Annotated in this window: 21 protein-coding genes, 1 tRNA gene and 2 pseudogenes; 15 read left to right on the top strand and 9 right to left on the bottom strand. The window is 62.7% G+C overall.

Annotated features, from left to right (window positions below; genetic code table 11):
* Positions 1-223 precede the first annotated feature (223 nt).
* The 4 genes from HV773_RS32900 (at position 224) to HV773_RS32915 (ending at position 2060) form a co-directional block, all read left to right on the top strand.
* Positions 224-661, top strand: a complete 438-nt coding sequence (locus tag HV773_RS32900) for an Hsp20/alpha crystallin family protein (RefSeq protein WP_175198029.1) — start codon at positions 224-226, stop codon at positions 659-661.
* A 15-nt stretch (positions 662-676) separates the two neighbouring features.
* Entirely contained in the window at positions 677-1084 is a 408-nt protein-coding gene (locus tag HV773_RS32905) for an Hsp20/alpha crystallin family protein (protein ID WP_175198030.1), read from the top strand.
* A 288-nt stretch (positions 1085-1372) separates the two neighbouring features.
* Positions 1373-1942: an Hsp20/alpha crystallin family protein gene (locus HV773_RS32910; RefSeq protein ID WP_175198031.1), complete on the top strand. Its 570-nt coding sequence runs from the start codon at positions 1373-1375 to the stop codon at positions 1940-1942.
* A gap of 45 nt (positions 1943-1987) precedes the next feature.
* Positions 1988-2060, top strand: a tRNA-Lys gene (locus HV773_RS32915).
* Between the two features lie 647 nt (positions 2061-2707).
* Here HV773_RS32915 and HV773_RS32920 read toward each other — a convergent pair.
* Positions 2708-3037 carry a hypothetical protein gene (locus HV773_RS32920; RefSeq protein ID WP_246282564.1) on the bottom strand — a complete coding sequence of 110 codons (330 nt, stop codon included), beginning with the start codon at positions 3035-3037 and terminating at the stop codon, positions 2708-2710.
* A gap of 645 nt (positions 3038-3682) precedes the next feature.
* Between HV773_RS32920 and HV773_RS32925 the strand changes: the two genes are divergently transcribed.
* Complete coding sequence (locus tag HV773_RS32925) at positions 3683-4129, top strand: hypothetical protein (RefSeq protein WP_175198032.1); 447 nt, start codon at positions 3683-3685, stop codon at positions 4127-4129.
* Positions 4130-4208: 79 nt separating this feature from the next.
* On the opposite strand, the gene HV773_RS32930 is transcribed toward HV773_RS32925, so the two are convergent.
* The 5 genes from HV773_RS32930 to HV773_RS32950 all read right to left on the bottom strand — a co-directional run bounded on the left by HV773_RS32930 (position 4209) and on the right by HV773_RS32950 (position 7853).
* Positions 4209-4526 (bottom strand): hypothetical protein, encoded by a 318-nt coding sequence (locus HV773_RS32930; RefSeq protein ID WP_175198033.1) that lies wholly within the window; start codon positions 4524-4526, stop codon positions 4209-4211.
* Between the two features lie 138 nt (positions 4527-4664).
* Entirely contained in the window at positions 4665-4919 is a 255-nt protein-coding gene (locus tag HV773_RS32935) for a hypothetical protein (protein ID WP_175198058.1), read from the bottom strand.
* A 107-nt stretch (positions 4920-5026) separates the two neighbouring features.
* A complete protein-coding gene (gene groL, locus HV773_RS32940; protein WP_175198034.1) occupies positions 5027-6649 on the bottom strand; it encodes a chaperonin GroEL in 1623 nt (540 codons plus the stop codon).
* 76 nt (positions 6650-6725) lie between these two features.
* Positions 6726-7043 (bottom strand): co-chaperone GroES, encoded by a 318-nt coding sequence (locus HV773_RS32945; protein ID WP_175198035.1) that lies wholly within the window; start codon positions 7041-7043, stop codon positions 6726-6728.
* Between the two features lie 171 nt (positions 7044-7214).
* Positions 7215-7853 carry a diguanylate cyclase gene (locus tag HV773_RS32950; RefSeq protein ID WP_175198036.1) on the bottom strand — a complete coding sequence of 213 codons (639 nt, stop codon included), beginning with the start codon at positions 7851-7853 and terminating at the stop codon, positions 7215-7217.
* Between the two features lie 197 nt (positions 7854-8050).
* On the opposite strand from HV773_RS32950, the gene HV773_RS32955 reads away from it, so the two are divergent.
* The 7 genes and pseudogenes from HV773_RS32955 to HV773_RS32985 form a co-directional block, all read left to right on the top strand.
* Positions 8051-8491: an Hsp20/alpha crystallin family protein gene (locus tag HV773_RS32955; protein WP_175198037.1), complete on the top strand. Its 441-nt coding sequence runs from the start codon at positions 8051-8053 to the stop codon at positions 8489-8491.
* A gap of 30 nt (positions 8492-8521) precedes the next feature.
* Entirely contained in the window at positions 8522-8941 is a 420-nt protein-coding gene (locus HV773_RS32960) for an Hsp20/alpha crystallin family protein (RefSeq protein WP_175198038.1), read from the top strand.
* A 34-nt stretch (positions 8942-8975) separates the two neighbouring features.
* A complete protein-coding gene (locus HV773_RS32965; protein WP_175198039.1) occupies positions 8976-9257 on the top strand; it encodes a hypothetical protein in 282 nt (93 codons plus the stop codon).
* 105 nt (positions 9258-9362) lie between these two features.
* Positions 9363-9671 (top strand): hypothetical protein, encoded by a 309-nt coding sequence (locus tag HV773_RS32970; protein WP_246282566.1) that lies wholly within the window; start codon positions 9363-9365, stop codon positions 9669-9671.
* A 240-nt stretch (positions 9672-9911) separates the two neighbouring features.
* On the top strand, positions 9912-10190 hold the full coding sequence (locus tag HV773_RS32975; RefSeq protein WP_175198040.1) for a hypothetical protein: 279 nt from the start codon (positions 9912-9914) through the stop codon (positions 10188-10190).
* Between the two features lie 96 nt (positions 10191-10286).
* Complete coding sequence (locus tag HV773_RS32980; RefSeq protein WP_175198041.1) at positions 10287-10787, top strand: hypothetical protein; 501 nt, start codon at positions 10287-10289, stop codon at positions 10785-10787.
* Between the two features lie 295 nt (positions 10788-11082).
* Positions 11083-11315, top strand: a pseudogene (locus HV773_RS32985) (DDE-type integrase/transposase/recombinase); the annotation flags it as partial.
* Positions 11316-11491: 176 nt separating this feature from the next.
* Here the strand turns inward: HV773_RS32985 and katG are convergent.
* From katG to HV773_RS32995, 3 genes and pseudogenes are all read right to left on the bottom strand, one after another.
* A complete protein-coding gene (gene katG / locus HV773_RS32990) occupies positions 11492-13672 on the bottom strand; it encodes a catalase/peroxidase HPI (RefSeq protein WP_175198042.1) in 2181 nt (726 codons plus the stop codon).
* Between the two features lie 391 nt (positions 13673-14063).
* A pseudogene (locus HV773_RS37160) lies at positions 14064-14314 on the bottom strand (transposase domain-containing protein); the annotation flags it as partial.
* Positions 14307-16025, bottom strand: coding sequence for an EAL domain-containing protein (locus HV773_RS32995; RefSeq protein WP_425496374.1), 1719 nt, complete (start codon positions 16023-16025; stop codon positions 14307-14309). The pseudogene HV773_RS37160 and the gene HV773_RS32995, both read right to left, overlap by 8 nt.
* Before the next feature lie 135 nt (positions 16026-16160).
* Between HV773_RS32995 and HV773_RS33000 the strand changes: the two genes are divergently transcribed.
* From HV773_RS33000 to HV773_RS33010, 3 genes are all read left to right on the top strand, one after another.
* Positions 16161-16301: a hypothetical protein gene (locus HV773_RS33000; RefSeq protein WP_175198044.1), complete on the top strand. Its 141-nt coding sequence runs from the start codon at positions 16161-16163 to the stop codon at positions 16299-16301.
* 90 nt (positions 16302-16391) lie between these two features.
* Positions 16392-18083, top strand: a complete 1692-nt coding sequence (locus tag HV773_RS33005; RefSeq protein WP_175198045.1) for a site-specific integrase — start codon at positions 16392-16394, stop codon at positions 18081-18083.
* A gap of 148 nt (positions 18084-18231) precedes the next feature.
* Positions 18232-18843 (top strand): DUF7686 domain-containing protein, encoded by a 612-nt coding sequence (locus HV773_RS33010; protein WP_246282568.1) that lies wholly within the window; start codon positions 18232-18234, stop codon positions 18841-18843.
* Positions 18844-19169 lie beyond the last annotated feature (326 nt).

The raw sequence follows: 19169 nt of genomic DNA on the forward strand, positions 1-19169 counted from the left end.
TTCCGCCGCGATACCAGGAACTGGCAAGAATTTTTCAAAGGTGCAACGCTGCTTTTACCCCTTGAAATCCTCGCCGGAGTACCTATCTTAGGATTCGCCCAGGCAGACGCGCGGGTCCCGACGTCCCGCGCGCTGCGTGTTTCGATTTGTTTCGCCAGATGGCAGGCGAACTGGAGCGCGTAGGCCCGTTCGCCTCCCTGCATCATTTGAGGAGAACAGCGTCATGAGCGATCTCTTTGGAACGGACCTCTTCAGCGAGTTCGACCGGCTGCAGCAGCAGATGGCGAACCTCTTCGGAACTTTTCCCTCCAGTCTCCGGGCGAGCCGCTTCGGCACGTTCCCGCCGGTCAATATTGGCGCCACCGACGACTCGATCGAGATCGTCGCGTTTGCTCCGGGCATCAATGCGGCGGAACTCGACGTGTCGATCGACAAGGGGCTGCTGACCATCAGCGGTGAGCGCAAGCCGGCACAACCGGATACCAGCGAGGACACACGGGTTTATGCGCAGGAGCGCTTCACTGGCGCGTTCCGGCGGGTCATCGAGCTGCCGGAGAACGCAGACCCCGACAAGGTTCAGGCGCGCTACGAGAATGGTTGCCTGTCGATCGCTATCGGCAAGCGCGAATCCTCGAAGCCTCGTGCAATCACTGTCCAGTAATCCGGGGAGCCGAAAATGAGCGATACCACCGAACTGAGCAAGCGCGACCCGTCGGCGGTCACGCGCAGCGAAAGTGCGCCGTCCGCGCGGCGGATGACGATTACTCCCGCCGTCGATATCTACGAGGACACCCAGGGCGTCACGTTGTGGGCCGACCTGCCCGGGGTCACCCGGGACAAGCTCGATGTGCGGGTCCATGACAGCAATCTCGCCATCGAGGCCGAGGCGGTTGTGCCGACACCGGCGAATCTGCGGCTGCAGCATGCCGAGGTTCGTGAGCCGCGCTTTGCGCGCACGTTCGCACTCTCCCCGGACTTCGATACGTCGAAGATCGAGGCAAGTCTGAAGGACGGCGTACTGAAGCTCACGATCCCGCGCCGCGACGAGGCGCGTCCGCGGCGGATCGAAGTGCGTACGGGCTGAAGTCGGCGCGCGGGCAGTAACGGCAGGAAGCGCACCGGGTGGCGGCTGCCTGGCTGCCACCCTCCGACACCGGAGGCCCGGGTGAGCCAGCCGTTCCCGACAGCTACGTCCGTGGCCAGGATTGAGTGCGATGGCCGACTCGCACCTGCACCAGCATGCAAAGCCGAGGCTGAGCGCTGCAGCAACCGCTCCCGGGACCCAGTCTGAAAACGTCGACGGCAGAAAAGCGGCGGCGCTGGTGCCATGACCGGAATACGGTTCTTCTGCCAGATACCAGAGGAGAAGATGATGAACCCCGATCCGAAAAAGTGGAATCCCTTCAAGTTCCTTCGCGGGGCCGTGCGCAAGTCCGATGCGGACAGACCGGAGAGCCCGCCGGCAGGCGAAAACGAACAATGGCGCGCCGCCCTGCCCGACATTGCGCGACTGTTCTCACGCGAACCATGGCGCGCAGTGGAGGAGTTTTTTCACGACCCGTTTTCAGGCCGTGGCGCGCTCGAACGATGGTTCGGCGACTTCAGTTCATCGCGCTTCCAGCCGCGCATCGACGTCGTCGATGAGGGACCGGTGCTGCGCGTGACCGCCGAACTGCCCGGGATGGAGCGCGAAGACCTGAACGTGAGCGTCGAGGACGGCGCGATCGTGCTGCGCGGTGAGAAAAAGCAGGATGTGCGCAGTGAGGAAAACGGCTGCTACCGGCTGGAGCGTGCCCACGGACGCTTCGTGCGCACGATCCCGATGCCGGAATACGCCGATCCCGGTCGTGCCCTGGCAAAATTTGATAACGGCGTACTCACGTTGACCGTGCCGAAAACGGAGCCGGCGCCGTCCACGAGTCGCACGATCGATATCGGTTAGGAGCAAGCACGCAAAGCGCCCCGACAGCGGGCGAAAAAGAGGATTGGGCCGTTAGCTCAGCTGGTAGAGCAGCGGACTTTTAATCCGTTGGTCACTGGTTCGAATCCAGTACGGCCCACATGAAGCCCTGAATCCGGCGCCATTCGACGCACGTTTGCTTGCCTCCGGGATCCGCCACCCATGCCTGTGTCGCGTATTGACGACCTTCATCCGGAGCGCACGACTTCACCATCCGAGAGAACCCGCAGCCCGGCGGCGAAATGCTGACTGACAGCTTTCGCTGCGGGCGGAATCCTGTTTGCCGGACACGGCGATCCGCGTGCGCCCCGGCTGTGCCTATCTACGAAGCGAATTGCCGGGGGCCGATCGTTCGCAGCTGTTCCAGCACGTGTGCGCCCCCCATCGGCACGTCTTGCCGGGCGCGACGCTGCGCTCGGACGCGAGCAGCGTCTGTCGCTGTCGCAGCAACGCTCGCATGCGCTCGACCTTGAAATCGCCCGTCGCGAGGCGCGGAACGCCAGCGCAATGCAAGGCTGACGAATGCGCCCGTCGCAACCTCGTTGCAGCGCGACTGCAAGGCGGGTCGTCGACGCTAGCCGAATATCGTGACACATCTGCCTGCATTCGCGCCCGTGCGCTTGACGACTGCTGAGCGAAGCGCAACACCGGGATGCGCGCCCTGACGTGTCAACGGCACGACGGGTGGCTTTGCCCCACTGAGCCGAAGCAATAATCAATGCCCTACGGGCAGCTCACTTGTACGCCTCACCGGTATCCTTTCTGCGCGCAGGCGGCCACGGCAAGGTTCAATTCGTGCAGATCAAGCGCGAGCAGCAGGCTGTCGATCTCGCCCAGCTGACTTTTGTTGACATTGCCACTATCGAGCAGGCGATGGAGCCGCTGGCGCCAGTAGTCCGCGGGAAAGATGGGCCCGGCCATATCGCCGGCCAGCGATGTCGGTATCACTCGCCGGATATGTGCGATCTCCCGATCAATGAGGTTCGATATGGCGTACCCGGGCTGGGGCCGCCCCGCGTTTTCCTTGTTCATTTTTCGCACCGCTTCCCGTTGATTATTTTGAATACAGGAAAACATGACCTCACGTGCACGATAGCACTTCCGCTGCCGGTGTGTCCTTCGTGCGTCCCGGTGCTTGCGTCTGCGCCGCATGTTCCCCGAGCACAGCACAGCGGCAAGAGCCTTTGACGCTCTCTCCCAGAGCGTTTCGCGCCGTCCTTCCACGCCGTCGAACAGGTGCCACAAACAACGTTGTCTGGTCGCAGGCGTCAGACTTATACTTGTACTCTCTGGTCCGGTTGCCTCGGATCGATCGGATCCCGGACCTCCTGCCAGCGCACCCGCGCTGGCTTTTTTATTCGCCGGGGCGTGACGAACATCGCTGGCCTGGAGGGCGTCCCCCGATCCTTGCCATGCGGTACGTGGGCGTCTGCACAATCGGGCGTCCGGTCCTCGTCCCCTGCTTGTCGCGAGCCATCGCAGCGGCCTCCCTGATGCCTGTCGCTCAAGCATGTCAATAACTTAGGTTAACTATCTATCCGCCTCAACCCGCTGGCCGGCGGCACGGCCCGTTTGATCCCGACTCCGGGATCCCGAAGCCAGACCGGGGTCCGGGAACACCGGGGGCGTGTGCCGTACCGGGCCACCACCGTGAAACGAGCTTGCCTCCAGTACAATCCGGGATTGCGATGATTGCGACAATCCGGGAGTTCAGTCTCTGCCATGGCCGCCAGAAAAGCATCGAAACATCCATCCCCGCGCGGTGGAAGAGCCCTGCTGCTTCCCATGCCCGCAATGGAGGCTGTGCAGCTCGTGCTTCGCACGCGCGTTGTGCTTGAGCGCGTACGTGCTGGCGAGAGTGAACGCGCACTGATCGGGCATCTGCTGGAGATCACTGCGATTACCGGCTTCATCACACAGGCCGGTTACGGCAAACTCGATGTCGCGCTGGTTCACGACGTCAGGCGGGACCTCGCTCACGTTCTCGCCTGTTTCGATGAGGCAGGCAGAAGGGGGATTGACGATAGCCTGATCGACAGGATAACCAGCGTCGTCAACGAATATGACCGCATGGTCGGAGCCGTCCGCCTCGAAGTCTTGATGCGGGCCTGCGATCATCTTGAACGCTCGGGTACAGGTAACGACCCGACGGCTGGGGCCGGAGAGTAGGTGGCTCCCACAATGGAGAACCTCAGGGGACGACGACAGGGACAAGGCAGATGACGACCTTTGCCGATGCGGCGTAACTTCACAACAAATGCCGGTACGCGGTCGCTCTCGACGCGTAGAGCCGGGCATCGTCCTTCGAGCCCGGTGCGATCTCGCACCAGAATTCCTGATGGCGGACACCGGGACGGCGTGCCGCCTCATAGCGGTGAAAGTGACTCGCAAGCCAGAACCGGCAGCCGTCAAAGAAAACCTTCATTGCCGGCCGCACTGCGCGCATTGAACCGCTGCGGACGGCGGTCATAGCGTCTTGCAGCGCTGCATCGTCGTACGATTCCCCACGGGTGAGCTCATCATCCACCGAGAGCTGCAAAAACTTGAGATAGTCCAGACCGAGCACGCCAGCGGGGAGTCTGGCCGATGAGTGGACAGGCAAACGAGGACTGCCGGGCATCATGATGACAGATTATTCAGGATAACGATACAAATGGGTAGCCTGGTCGTGCCTGACCTCCCGACGGGGACTGACCGGCCCGGTTCACTCATCAGCCATGAGATGGCGAATCACAAGTGCCGGGTCAGCGATATCCAGAATGAGCCTGCGCAGGATGCGTCGCCGCATGTGTTCCTCGTCGAGAATCCAGGGCTCGCCCTTCTCGCTGAGATAGCGCGCGAGGGCGTCGCGATTGTCCTCGCCTGCGGGGAGGTCCAGGCGAACGGCAAGCAATCCCGCCACCACGTCGTCGATTTCGACGGTCAGCGGTTTCGAGTCGATGAAAAGTTCAAGTTTCATGGTGGTCACCGGATAAAGCGGCGCCGCGTGACGGAGACAGCGTGCGGCGCCGAACGGAATGCACCGACCGCGACTGTTGGCCGGCACATGCAGGAAACGCTGCCGGATCAGTAGTCAAACTCCGGTGCGGGGGTCTGAGCCGGCTTCTCGTCCTTCGGCGCTTCGGCCACCGTGGCGTCCGTCGTCAGGATCAGCCCGGCAATCGATGCGGCGTTCTGGAGTGCCGTGCGCGCAACCTTGGTGGGGTCAACCACACCCGCCTCGACGAGATCGCCGTACTCGCCGGTGGCAGCGTTGTAGCCGAAGTTGCCCTTGCCTTCGAGGACCTTCGCGATGACCACGGAAGGCTCGTCCCCCGCGTTGGCGGCGATCACGCGCAGCGGCGCTTCGAGCGCGCGCAGCACGATCTGCACGCCCGCGTCCTGGTCACTGTTGGCGCCTTTCAGGCCCGTCACGGCCGAACGCGCGCGCAGAAGCGCCACGCCACCGCCCGGCACGATGCCTTCCTCGACCGCCGCGCGCGTGGCGTGCAGCGCGTCATCGACGCGGTCCTTTTTCTCCTTCATCTCGACCTCGGTTGCCGCCCCCACCTTGATGACGGCCACACCGCCTGCGAGCTTCGCGACGCGCTCCTGAAGTTTCTCGCGGTCGTAGTCGCTCGTCGCTTCTTCGATCTGCGTGCGGATGGACTTCACGCGCGCCTCGATGCGCGCCTCGTCGCCGGCGCCGTCGATGATGATCGTGTCGTCCTTGCGCACCTCGACGCGTTTCGCACGTCCGAGATCCTCCAGCGTTGCCTTCTGCAACTGCTTGCCGGTCTCTTCCGAGATGACCGTCGCGCCAGTGAGGATGGCGATATCCTCGAGCATGGCCTTGCGGCGGTCGCCGAAGCCGGGTGCCTTGACGGCCGCGACCTTCAGGATGCCACGCATCGCGTTGACCACGAGCGTGGCCAGCGCCTCACCGTCGATATCTTCCGAGACGATCAGCAGCGGCTTGCCTGCTTTCGAGGTCGCCTCGAGCACCGGCAGCAGATCCCGTATGTTCGATATCTTTTTGTCGTGCAGCAGGATCAGGGCGTCGTCCAGATACGCCGCCTGCCTGTCCGGATCGTTGATGAAGTAGGGGCTCACGTAGCCGCGGTCGAACTGCATCCCTTCAACCACGTCGAGTTCGTTCTCGAGCGATTTGCCGTCCTCGACCGTGATCACGCCTTCCTTGCCGACCCGCTCCATGGCGTCGGCAATGATCCTGCCGATCGCCTCGTCGGAGTTCGCCGAGATCGAACCCACCTGCGCGATCTCCCGGTTCGTGGAAATCGGTTTCGACAGGTTGCGCACCTCATGGAGCACGGCGGTCACGGCCTTGTCGATGCCCCGTTTGAGGTCCATGGGGTTCATGCCGGCCGCGACATGCTTCATGCCTTCCTGCACGATGGCCTGCGCAAGCACCGTGGCCGTGGTGGTGCCGTCCCCGGCCACGTCGGCGGTCTTCGAGGCGACCTGCTTGACCACCTGCGCTCCCATGTTCTCGAAGCGGTCCTTCAGCTCGATTTCCTTTGCGACCGACACGCCATCCTTGGTGATGGTCGGCGCGCCGAAACTGCGCTCGATCAGCACGTTGCGGCCTTTCGGTCCGAGTGTGACCTTCACGGCATCCGCCAGCACGTTCACGCCCTTGACAATACGGGCGCGTGCGCTGTCGTGGAATTTGACGTCTTTTGCACTCATGTTCCTGCTCCGGATAAAGTCGTTGACTCAACGCGTCGCGAGCGACCGGCCGGGCGTCCGCGACCGTAAAGGGATTTCAGGCAGCCTTGCGGGCGGCGCCCGCGTCGACCTCAAGGACGCCCATGACGTCTTCCTCGCGCATGACGAGGAGTTCCTCGCCATCGACCTTGACGGTCTGGCCTGCGTACTTTCCGAAGAGAACCTGGTCACCGACTTTGAGCTGGAGCGCGCGCAGCGTTCCATCCTGCAGCAGCCGGCCACTGCCGGTTGCGACGATTTCGCCCTGTTCGGGTTTTTCTGCCGCTGAATCGGGAATCACGATGCCCGAGGCCGTCGTCCGCTGCGTTTCGATTCGCTTGACGATAACCCGGTCGTAGAGGGGACGAATCTGCATTTCCATCTCCTGAGCGATTAGAGGATCACCAATTAAGGGAATCCGGCTGCGAGTCGCGGAGCGCATCAGGGCGCCACACTGCAGCCGAGCCAACATCTGGCGGAAATCGAAATAAAGGCGCCCATCGCGCCCTTCAAGGGGCGCGAAAACGGCTTTGTGTAACAAATTGTTTCAGCGCGGCAGCAGAATGCGATGGACCTTGCCGAGGCGATAAACCGTGCGGCCGCTCCCGCCGGGTCGGCGGGGTACAGGTGATACGGGACAGGGCGGCTGGCGTCCCCCGTCGACCTCAAGGGTGTCATCCGGCTCATCGAGCGTGCGCCACAGGCCGCCCTTGACGGGCCGGAACAGCCAGCGCACGTAACCCCTGCGCGCGGCAAGCTGCATCAGCCCGTCGCGATCGGTCTCGTCACCGAGGAGTTGCGGGTCGCGGACCATGTCCTCTCCATAATCGCCGAACGCCTGCCGGCAGGCGAGTGTCTCGGCAGCGCTGGCGCCGATCACGTTGCAGCCGCGCTGCTCGACGCGCTCGACATCCCACGCACCGGATTGCCAGGCGGCATCCAGAAGCATGGCGTCCACGGTCTCGAAGCTGTGCCACGGTGCATCGAGCTGGATGGCCGATCCCGGAACCGCTCGTGACGGGATTTCAACGCCGGGCAGGACAAGCGGCGTTGCGCGCCGGAATCCGTGCCAGTGGAGTATGGCGATGAGCGGCGTATTCACCTGTGCCGCCGCCGTGACGGTGACGGCAAAGAGCGGCAGGCGCACGGTGCCGATCTGTTCCTGAAGCCTGTCGAAAAGGTCCATGAAGCCTCCCGGTTGACATGTTGCAGGGCCTCTTGAAATTTCCGTTCCATGCGCTATTTTATTCATCGCTCAGGCAGTCGCGATCAAGCGCTGCGTGTTTCGATTTGTTTGTCGGCGGGGTTTCCCACGGGCAGGCGGACTGGAGCGCGTGGTCCGGTTCGTTCTTCGTGAGAGGCCCCGGTTTCAGGGAGCCCGTCATGAGCGATCTTTTCTTCAGCACCGATCTGCCAGACGAATTCGACCGCCTGCAACGGCAGATGGCCAGCGTCTTCGCGGGCTTTCCCGCGAGCCTGCGCGCGATGCGCAGCGAAACCTTTCCTCCCGTCAACATCGGCAGCACCGACGACAGCGTCGAGATCGTCGCGTTCGCGCCAGGACTCGATCCGGCCGCGATTGACGTCTCGATTGACAAAGGAGTGCTGACGATCAGTGGCGAGCGCAAGCCGCCCGGACCTGAAGCGGACGTTGAGACGCGCGTCTACGCCAGGGAACGCTTCATGGGGGCGTTCCGGCGCGTGATCGAGCTGCCGCAGCATGCGGATCCCGACAGGGTCAACGCGCGCTACGTGAACGGTTGCCTGACCATCAGCGTCGGACGTTCCGAGGCATCGAAGCCGCGCGCCATTTCCGTCCAGTGAGCCGTTGGCTAAAACATCACGGAGGACATCATGAACGACAGCACTGAACTGGCTACCCGTGAGTCGCGCACCGGCGTTGCTCCGCGCGAGGGTGCGCAACCTGCGAAGCAGCTCACCCGGATCGCACCTGCGGTGGACGTCTTCGAGGACAGCCATGGCATCACGCTGTACGCGGACCTGCCAGGTGTGCCGCGCGAAAAGCTTGAGGTGCGGGTACAGGACGGGAGCCTGAACATCGAGGCTGAAGCGGTGATTCCGAGCCCATCCGGGCTGCGTCTGCAGCATGGCGAGGTGCGCCACCCGCACTTCTGGCGCGCCTTCACGCTCAGTCCGGATTTCGACGTCTCGCGTATCGACGCGCAGCTGCGCGATGGGGTGCTCGAGCTCACCATTCCCCGTCGCGAGGAGGCAAAGCCGCGACGCATCGAGGTGAGCGTTAGTCAGGCGTAAGCACAGGGGCAAGTACGGGCATGCGGAGGAATGTATGGACGACGTACGCAGCGAAAGCTGGAAGGGCTTCATGATCGAAACCCGCGCATTTCCGGTCCGGCACTGCGCGCTGCCTCCTGCTGGCCGGGATACGTATGTGGTCGTCGTGCGCATCCGGCGCGCGGAGCGCACGGTCGCGGACTGGCACCTGCCACGCTACGCCCAGCAACGCTCAAGCGTGGACGAGGCGCACCGGGAGGCGCTCGAGTACGCGATACACGCCATCAATGCGGGCTGTGTCAACGACACGGGTTCGCCGGCGCGCTTCCTCGCGTGACAAACACCACGCTGCACGGTAGCGCGGTCCTCGTTTGGCCTGCATTACGTGTCGTTTTTCTGCGGGGGCCCCTGCTTTCGGGACCCTGTTTTACGGGAGAAGGAAATGCTCAGTCCACACGAATTTGCGACCCTGATGCTGGTTAGTCAGGCACCGGACCAGATCGACATGAATCGCGCGGAACTCGACGCGCTGCTCGAACGCCAGCTGGTCATGCTGGAACATTGCGCCGGGGGTGCGCGCCGCGCGTACCTCACCGGGAAGGGCAGAACGTTCCTCGACGCGCTCCACCCGGGCGACGCACCGCGTCGAAGCCGCAAGACCGCCGGCAACGACACTGGGACAAGGCCGGAAACGCCCTTCGTGCCCGGTGGCATCACGACGGATATTGTGGTGCCGGGAGGCGCAGGCTGAATGGCTGCGTGATCGCTACGCCAGGCTTGTCATCGTCGCAGAGAGACGCGGGCGCGAGGTTATCGGGGTCTCCCAGGCAACCCCGGGGCGACACAAGTCGTCGTGCTCGCGCCCGGTCGCGCCGACGGGGGCAGGCCTGCAGCTCGCCATGCGGAATGCCATGTGCTACATGAACTGACGGGAAACTCTTTTCGCCGCGGGCGCTTGCGCATGGGTGAGGCGCCCTGCCGGAGGTGCATTATGAATGTGGACAAAATCATCGAGTATCACGGCTGCGAGATCCGGCCGGTGGTCAGCGCCACCGGGAAGGGCCGTTACGCAGCTGTGGCCATCGTCACTGACCGGGCCGACGAAACGCGCACGCTCGGTGTGGACGGGGAGTTCGCCAACCCGCAGGAGGCGCGCGATGAAGCGTTGGAGCTTGCCGTCGCATGGATCCAGCAACGCTCAGTCGTTTCAGACCGGTATGTCCGACGGACGTGGCTCCCGGTCAGCAACTGCCGTCCGGACGCGAGGTGATTACCTGCGGTTTCATGGTCGGTCCGGTTCCGGTTCGCGGTGCCTGCGGAACCCGGAACCATTCGGGCTCAAGCCACTTCGAGGAGGAAAGCGAGTATGACAGACGTCGCAGTCATCGATCCCGACAAGGACGCGCTTTATGAACGCATCCGGCTGCTGCTCTTCAGCGCGGATCTGCCGGTGCAGCGTCTGGAAGCCGACATCGACGATATCGGACGTTTCACCGCGCCGGATGTGCGCTCACCGCACCTGCGCCTGGTCGAGTCCATGCCGCCGCTCACGCCTGCTGCCGAAGCGATTGTGCGCGCCGTGATCCACGCATACGGCATCGAGCTGTTCGGGCGCGACAGCGTGAATTCCCGTCTGCGTGCCCTGATAAAGGCTGGACCCGTCAAGTTTGGACAGACTGCCCTGATGCTGGGGCCGGACGCGCCCGTGCCGCAGCGTGCCCGTGCACTCGTCCAGGAGTTCAACCGGATTTTCGAGCGCTATCCCGAGAGCGGTTTCGCCCAGGCCCGATGCCTTCTCGCGGGGATTGGCCTGCCAGTCGGCCGCGACGTGCCTCGCCAGCCAGGTCGCTCACTCCAGGGCGACTAGCAGATTGGTCATGCCGCCAAACATCCCGTGCCGGGAACGCCGCCTCACGTCGTAGCGGTCAGTTTTCGCGAGCCAGTCTCGGCCGCACCGAGCGTACCCGCTTCGCATTGAAATGCCGCGGGAGCGGCACTGTGCCGCCGCGCGTCCTCCAGGCTACTGAGGAACGCTTTATGCACCGCAGCGCATAAGCGCACGCTTGTTTGCCGCCTTGGAGCCATCAAGCTTCTGCCTGTCGTTGAAAAGGCGCTCCGCTGTCCGCACCCTCAGTGGCTCAATTTTCGGTCGGCGTAAACACATCGACAAGAGTGGGACCAACCTGGCCGCGCTGAACGTCGTGAACGCCAAGCGTGAGACGCATCCGCCAGGTCAAGTATCTCGACAACATCGTGGAACAAGCTCATCGGACGATTAAACCGTACCCGACCCATGCTGGGATTCAAGCCATTTCGCTGCGCCCGGATCCTGCTATGTGGAATCGCGATCATGTATACGATCGCGAAAGGCCAGCTGGGCAGATGCGCTGAGTAATGTAAGCTATCCTATGTATATCGTCTTGTTCCGTCTACGCTCTCTTACCGCGACAGAACCCGACCGCGGCCGGCTGATTGGGAGCACCTAAACCTAAAAAGCCGGAGACGCAAACCTCCGGCTTTGCATGCTGCTCGCGCGGCTGTTGTCTGGCAGCCGCCCGACGCAGTCACGTATCAGACCAGGTCGAAGCGGTCGAGGTTCATCACCTTGACCCAGGCGGAGACGAAGTCGTCGATGAAGTGCTCCTTGCCGTCCTCACTCCCGTACACCTCGGCCAGTGCCCGCAGGATCGAGTTCGAGCCGAACACAAGATCCACCCGGGTGCCGGTCCACTTGAGTTGACCCGTTTTGCGGTCATAGCCTTCGTAAATATCGCCGGCCTGCTTCCACTCGGTTCCCATATCGAGCAGATTGACGAAAAAATCGTTGGTCAACGCGCCCGGAGTTTTCGTGAAGACACCGTGTTTGCTGCCGTCCGCGTTGATGCTGATGGCGCGCAGGCCACCGATCAGCGCGGTCATCTCCGGAGCCGTCAGGGTCAGCAGCTGTGCCTTGTCGATCAGCAACGCATCGGCGGGAACCGGCGACCTGGTCTTCTCAAAATTGCGGAAGCCATCGGCGACGGGTTCGAGCACGGCCATCGCGACAGCATCGGTCTGCTCGGCAGTGGCGTCGACACGGCCCGGCGCGAACGGCACCGCGAGCGTGAGGCCCGCTGCCTTCGCAGCCATTTCGATGCCGACACTGCCGGCCAGCACGATCACGTCAGCGAGCGACGCCTTGCCCGACGCCTTCTGGATTTCTTCAAGCTTCGCCAGCGTGCCGGCGACGGGCTGGTTGACCGCCCAGTCGCTCTGGGGCGCGAGGCGGATGCGCGCGCCGTTGGCCCCGCCGCGCTTGTCCGAACCACGGAAGGTCGAGGCCGAAGCCCACGCCACCGCAACGAGCTCCGAAGCCGACAGGCCCGAAGCTGCGATCCTGGCCTTGAGATCGGCAATGTCCGCCTCTCCCGGATGGTGCGTTGCCGCTGGCAGCGGGTCTTGCCAGATCAGGTCCTCATGCGGCACTTCCGGGCCAAGATAGCGTGCCTTCGGGCCCATGTCGCGGTGAGTCAGCTTGAACCAGGCGCGTGCGAACGCTTCGGCAAGCGCCTGCGGATCGTCGAGGAAGCGACGCGAAATCTTCTCGTAGACCGGGTCCATACGCAGCGACAGATCGGTCGTGAGCATGGTCGGCTTGCGCTTGGGCGAATCGGGTGTCGGGCCCGGGATCACTGCATCGGCGTCCCTGGCGACCCACTGGATCGCGCCCGCCGGGCTCTTTTCCTGCACCCATTCATACTTGAACAGGTTTTCCAGGTAGGCGTTGCTCCACTGCGCAGGCGTCTGCGTCCAGGTGACCTCGATGCCGCTGCCGATCGCGTCGCCGCCCTTGCCGGACTTGTAGGTGCTGGCCCAGCCGAGGCCCTGCAATTCGACCGGTGCCGCTTCGGGGGGCGGACCCACGTGGGTCGCCGGGCCCGCGCCGTGAGTCTTGCCAAAGGAGTGACCACCGGCGATCAGCGCCACGGTCTCTTCGTCGTTCATCGCCATGCGGGCGAAGGTCTCGCGGATGTCGACCGCCGCCGAGAGCGGGTCACCGTTGCCGTCCGGGCCTTCCGGATTGACGTAGATCAGGCCCATCTGTACGGCGGCGAGCGGTTTGTCGAGATCGCGCTTGCCCGAGTAACGGCTGTGCTTGTTGTTCGGATCGTTGCTGAGTGCGAGCCAGGTCGTTTCCCCGCCCCAGTACACGTCGTTGTCCGGCTCCCAAGTATCTTCGCGGCCCGCGCCAAAGCCGAAGGTGCGGAAGCCCATCGTTTCGAGCGCGACGTTGCCCGTCAGAACCAGCAGGTCGGCCCAGGAAATTTTCTGGCCGTACTTCTGCTTGATCGGCCACAGCAGGCGTCGCGACTTGTCGATGTTGACGTTGTCGGGCCACGAGTTCAGTGGCGCGAAGCGCTGCTGGCCGCGACCTGCGCCGCCGCGCCCGTCGACCGTGCGATAGGTACCGGCGGCATGCCAGGCCATACGGATGAATTGCGGGCCGTAGTGACCGAAGTCGGCCGGCCACCAGTCCTGCGACTCAGTCATGAGCTTGCGCAGGTCGGCCTTGAGTGCCGCATAGTCGAGTTTCCTGAATTCTTCGCGGTAGTTGAATTTCCGCCCAAGCGGGTCGGATTTTTCGGAATGCTGATTCAGGAGGTCAACGCGTAGCTGGTTGGGCCACCAATCCTGGTTGGTCATGGTGCCAACAACGACGCGTGTGGCAATGGAGGCATCGCCCGAGAACGGGCATTGAGCTTCGGATGACATCGTTCTCTCTCCAGGTCGTGGTTGTTCAAGGGTCATGCCAGCAACATGGCATGCGCGCGGGCACAACCCGCCAGGACAGCATAGTCCATTCTTGTGGCGCGATTATTGGGATGCGCTATGGCGGCGATAGCCTCTGGCAGCGAAACCAAAAGTCACCCGAGACAGCCGAATTCGCGCGTCACCACGGAGACCAGGTTGCTGTTGCACCGCAAACCAGGCATGCCGACCCGGATGTCGCAGGTGCCCAAGCCAGACCTTGCTGTCCATAGCACCCTGAATGCAGGCCTCGCAGGTCGAGGCGCGAAACGACGGCCGAGGGTCGTGCAGCCGATCGCTATGCGTCGGACAGCAACCATTCGCGGGGGCTCGCCTTATGGCCGCGAGAATGGGAATCAACGATCTGACCCGCTCGATCCACCGACCGGTAAAGACAGAGGCATTTACCGCAGCGGGTCTTCAAGTATGTTTCGTCAACGCGCTACGACGCCGCGCAGCCGTGTCGAAGCGGTTCCAGCGCTTGGCCAGCTCCGGTGTGTAACGTTTCACCCACCGCAGGATCGTCGTGTGGGCCAGCGACAGGCCCCGCTCGGCCATCATCGCGACAACATCACGCAGGCTGAGCTTGTATGCGAGGTTATGCCGCCTGCCGGTTGAGCGAATCTGCCAGTTCGTCGATCGCCATGGCCCTGGCAAAGTGCCAGCCCTGGGCGTACTCGACTCCCCGGTCGCTGAGGTACCTGGCCTGCTCCGCAGTCTCCACGCCTTCCGCGATGAGCTGAAGTCGCAGATCCTTCGCGAGTCCGATGATGTGCGCGACGACATGATTCTTGACAGATGCGGTGTCGATTGCATCAACGAACGATTTGTCGATCTTCAGGTAGTCGGTGCCAAGCGTCTGCAGATAGGAGAGACTCGAGTAACCCGTGCCAAAGTCGTCGATGGCAACCGTCGAACCCATCCCTCGTATTTCCGCCAGAATCGGCCTTGCCTGGTCAGGCTTGATCAGGCTGCGCTCCGTGGCCTCGAACGCGAAGTTGCGTGCCCTCGCTCCTGTTACGCGCGCAATGAAATTCTTCAGGCGTGGCACGACGTCAGGGGACTGCATTTCGGAGGCCGACAGGTTGATGGCAACGTGGAAATCGGGGTATTTCTCGAAGAACCCAGCCAGATCCGCTGCGGCCAGCTCGAACACCTGGTCGGTAATCTCCTCGATCAGGTGGCAGTCTTCAGCGACCGGGATGAAAATATCCGGTCGAACATGTTCCCCGGTGCTTCGGCGCCAGCGCAGCAGGGCCTCGGCACCCACCCAGCGGCCGGTGTTCAGCTCGACCACTGGTTGATAGACCAGATAGAACTCCCTTCTTCTGAGCCCCTCGCGGATGGCGTCAGAGAGGGGCAGCGCCTTGCGCGCCGACCGCCCCGTCAGGAACAACAGCACCACCATCGCGCAAGCTGCGCACGACATGAGCAGTACGCCCGCCTGGTGAATTCGCGCGTTCGCTGCATCCGCAGGAATCGAGGCAAATGCAAAGTAGTCGTACCTCGGGGAGCGCCACAGCGAAACAATCCTGTCATCCTTAACAAATTCTGCATGCTGACCGTCACCCAGCCTGCCACGCCAGTCCGGATTGAATTTTCCGCGAGACATTCTGACTTCGTTGGAGCTGTAGAGCACCGTGCCAAGCGCGACATCAGGGTCCTTTGTATCGACATCGATCGCCAAGGTGGGAGAAACGATGGCCGTGTATCCGTTTGCGGCGGACGTGACCATGATCACAGGTTGTGGTCCGACACTGCTGGCGAGAGAAAGACTCGCCTTGCGCAATTGGAGCGGGCCTCTCGCGGTGTGCTGTGAGGTCGGGGCGGGCAACAGGACACCGTCACCATGGCGTCCATAGGAAGAACACATAAGGCGGTTGTTCGCGACGTACCCCACTCCCTGCAGTTGCCCGTATTTCAGGTTGAGCTCTGCCATCAACGCCACGCTCTTCGGGGAGCAGGGAGCCGTATCGTGTGCTTGCAGCTCGGCAATTGCAGCGCGCACCTGGGCGCTCGAGCGCTCACTGCGCTCCAGGACCTCTGCCGCTACCACGTTCAGCTTTGCAAACTCTTCGCGCATGATCTGGGCGCGCGCAAATCCAAACGCGATACCAGCCAGCAAGGCGATGGCCAGCGTCCCGACAACCGCTGTTGTCACAGCTGTCATCCTCCGGCTATCCAGCACTCCACGAATCACACGGACGAAGGGACGGGGCAAGTAAGAGAGTGCCCGTCGTGCGACAGGAGCGGAGAGCGAACTCATGACATGGCCCAAAAGTTGGGTAAGCCGGACCCGGGCTACTGCTGCCAACATGCGTGTCTCCAGGAGCGGGCGGACTCGAGAGAGGACAGCGGTAACACCGATAGCGGGAAGCAGCGGGCGATATGGTCACCCCATTCGCGCATCAAGTTGAAAAATCAACTATATATTTTAATGTAAGGATTTTGTATGCGTCAAGACGTCGCCAGTGTTCGCTTAGTTCGCATCGTCCAGACCGGCATGAACAGCCGCCGTCGCCAGTTCCGGCTGGAAGAGGCAGTGATTCAGATTGGCGCCGTGATCGCGGACCGGGCCTTGGTGACGCGATGAACGCTATCGCAGTCTAGGGTGCGCAAACACTGACCAGACTGATAAGGCCTATTATCGGTCCATCATCAATTTCTACGAAAACTCGCAAGCATGAAAACGCGTGAGACTTCTGCCGCCGCGTCCGGAAAGGACGCATTCTTCCCGGACAAAGCCGAACTCGCGGCATTGCGAAGCTGGTATGCCGGCCTCGATGCCCGCAGCGCCATTGCCCGCTATCTGGGGGAGCGGGCGCCCGGCGAGTCTTCGCGTGGCATCATGGGGCGCATCCGCCGGCGCCTTGTTGTGTTTGCGCAGGCGCGCCATCGCGAGGATCTGGCCGCCGTCTTCGTAACGCGGCCTGCAGCGGCCTCACCCGATGCTGTCGCCCTTGCAATCGAGACCTTGCGCTACGTTGCCGTACCGGTTCCGCAGATCAGTGACGCGATCGAAACCTGGCTGCCCGCGCGCATCGTTGCGCCCCTGCAGGCGCACGGCATCCAGACGCTGGCAGACCTGACCGTGCGGATTCCCCGGCGCCGCCGGTGGTGGGTGGCCATCCCCGGACTGGGTGTCGCCGGCGCACATCACATCGAGGCGTTCTTCGCCTCGCATCCCGCGCTGACCGAACGCGCCCGGGCCTTGATCGCCGCAACACCAGTCAATGGTATCGTTCCATGGGAACAGCTGCGCGTGCCGAACGAGGTTGACGGCTCCCAGGGACAGTGTCGCGCACCCCGGGACAGCTGCCTGCTGAAGGCGTCGAACGACCCTGAAGCCATTAAGTCATGGCTGTCACTGCATGAATCCCCCGCGACGCAGCGCACGTACCGCAAGGAAGCGGAACGCCTGATCCTGTGGGCGATTGTCGAGCGCGGCTGCGCGCTGTCGTCGCTGACAACCGACGATGCGATCGCTTACCGCAGCTTCCTGCGACGACCGACACCCCACGAGCGCTGGATCGGACCGCTGCGTCCGCGCCACAGTCCAGAGTGGCGGCCGTTTTGTGGTCCCCTGTCGGCGCGCTCCGCAGCGTGTGCGCTGACGGTGCTGTCCGCGCTGTTCCGCTGGCTTGTCGAGCAGCGCTACGTGCTCGCGAACCCGTTTTCCGGCGTGAAGGTCAAGGCCCACTCGCATCACGCAGGACTCGATGTGTCGCGGGGATTCTCCGAAGGCGAGTGGCTGCTGGTGCGCGCGCTTGCCGACGGTCTCGAGTGGTCCTACGGCTGGAGCGAGGCGGCGGCACGGCGCCTGCGTTTCCTGCTGGACTTCGGCTACGCGACCGGCCTACGCGCCAGTGAACTGACCGGAGCGACGCTTGGCGACATCCATCCGGACGACCATGGTGTTCAGTGGCTGCACGTGCGCGGCAAGGGCGGCAAGCTGGGCAAGGTCGCACTACCGGCGCTCGCGCGCACCGCACTGGACCAGTATCTCGCGCAGCGCAAACTGCCGGTAACCTCTGCGAGCTGGAACCCGGTAACGCCGCTCGTTGCGAGCCTCGAGGAAGACGGCGCAGGCATCGAAACCACGCGGCTGGGGCGTGTGCTGCGACGATTTTTCGTGCTGGTTGCCGATACGGTCGAGGATGAGCGACCCGCGACGGCCGCAAAGCTGCGATGCGCGAGCCCGCACTGGATGCGGCACACTCACGCCAGTCACGCACTCGCGCGCGGCGCGGAGCTGATCATGGTTCGCGACAACCTTCGGCACGCGTCCATTTCCACGACGTCGACCTATCTGCATGCGGATGAAGTGCTGCGCGCACGACAGTTCGACCAGGCGTTCCGTCCACGTGAGAAGTAACCTTGCGGTCCTCGCGAAGCATCGGATTTGCGTATCGCACATCAGGCGCAACCCGGACGCCTTCTTTCGCAATAAGATCATCGCTGTCTGTCCATCCCATCTACAGGCTTCATGTGATGGCTGGCAGTTGCTCCTGAGGAAAGACAACATGGCACACGAACGTTGCGAGCAATGCGGCAACCCCACACCACCCTGGGACATCATTGACTTCAGCGAGGATGGCAACAGCTATGCGTTGCTCTGTACTCCGTGCTTCAACGCAACGATCGCCGAATTAACCGGCTTCACCGATTTCGAAAATGTCCGCCTCGAACCGATCAGGATGACTGATTGTACCGGAGAGCCCCATCAGTTCCATTTCCAGTTCCGCCTGCAGGGCACCATGATTATTCTGGATGCATTTGAGCTTTGCGGGGATCTTCGCTGCGGCTACCAGTTCCAGTTGACCGGCGAACCCGATGACGATGTGTTCGTCCTGCTCGGCCACCTTGTCGAAAGGATCCGTCGCACACTGTCAGTCCGGCACATCGATTTTCAGGAACGCCAGATCATCGACAGCACGGTGCGTGGTCGCATTGACCTGGACGAGGCACAGGACGGGCTTCTGCCGCTCGTCGTGGTCGACGGCAAGGAAGTGACATGGAAGGAATTCGGGCGAATGCTGACGAGCGTGCAAGGCGGCAGATGGAAACCGTCGCCCGCGTTCATCCAGGCGCTTGACGAAGCGGCGCTGGGACCGCGCCGTTGCCCAATGCTTTAGACGAAAACCACTTATATCCAATGATAGGAATTCACGCTCATCATGTCGGTACCCCGATCTCGACCACGTCAACCTACCTGCACGGCGACGAAGTCAAACGGGCGAGGCAGTTCGATCAGGCGTTTGGTCTGCCCGGGCGCTAGCGACAGCGGCGACATGGCCATCAATCCGCCCCCCAGAATGCACCAACTTTACTTCGCAACCGTCTTAATCCGTTGATTTTTCGGAAAAATAATTCTTCGAGATTGCGCAAATTCACCGGAATTCGGCGAAGTTTCGACTTTACTTCGCGAAATGCAACATCTTTACTTCGGCGGACGGTAATG

It is taken from the genome of Paraburkholderia caffeinitolerans, assembly GCF_902859945.1.
Classification (GTDB): Bacteria; Pseudomonadota; Gammaproteobacteria; order Burkholderiales; family Burkholderiaceae; genus Paraburkholderia; species Paraburkholderia caffeinitolerans.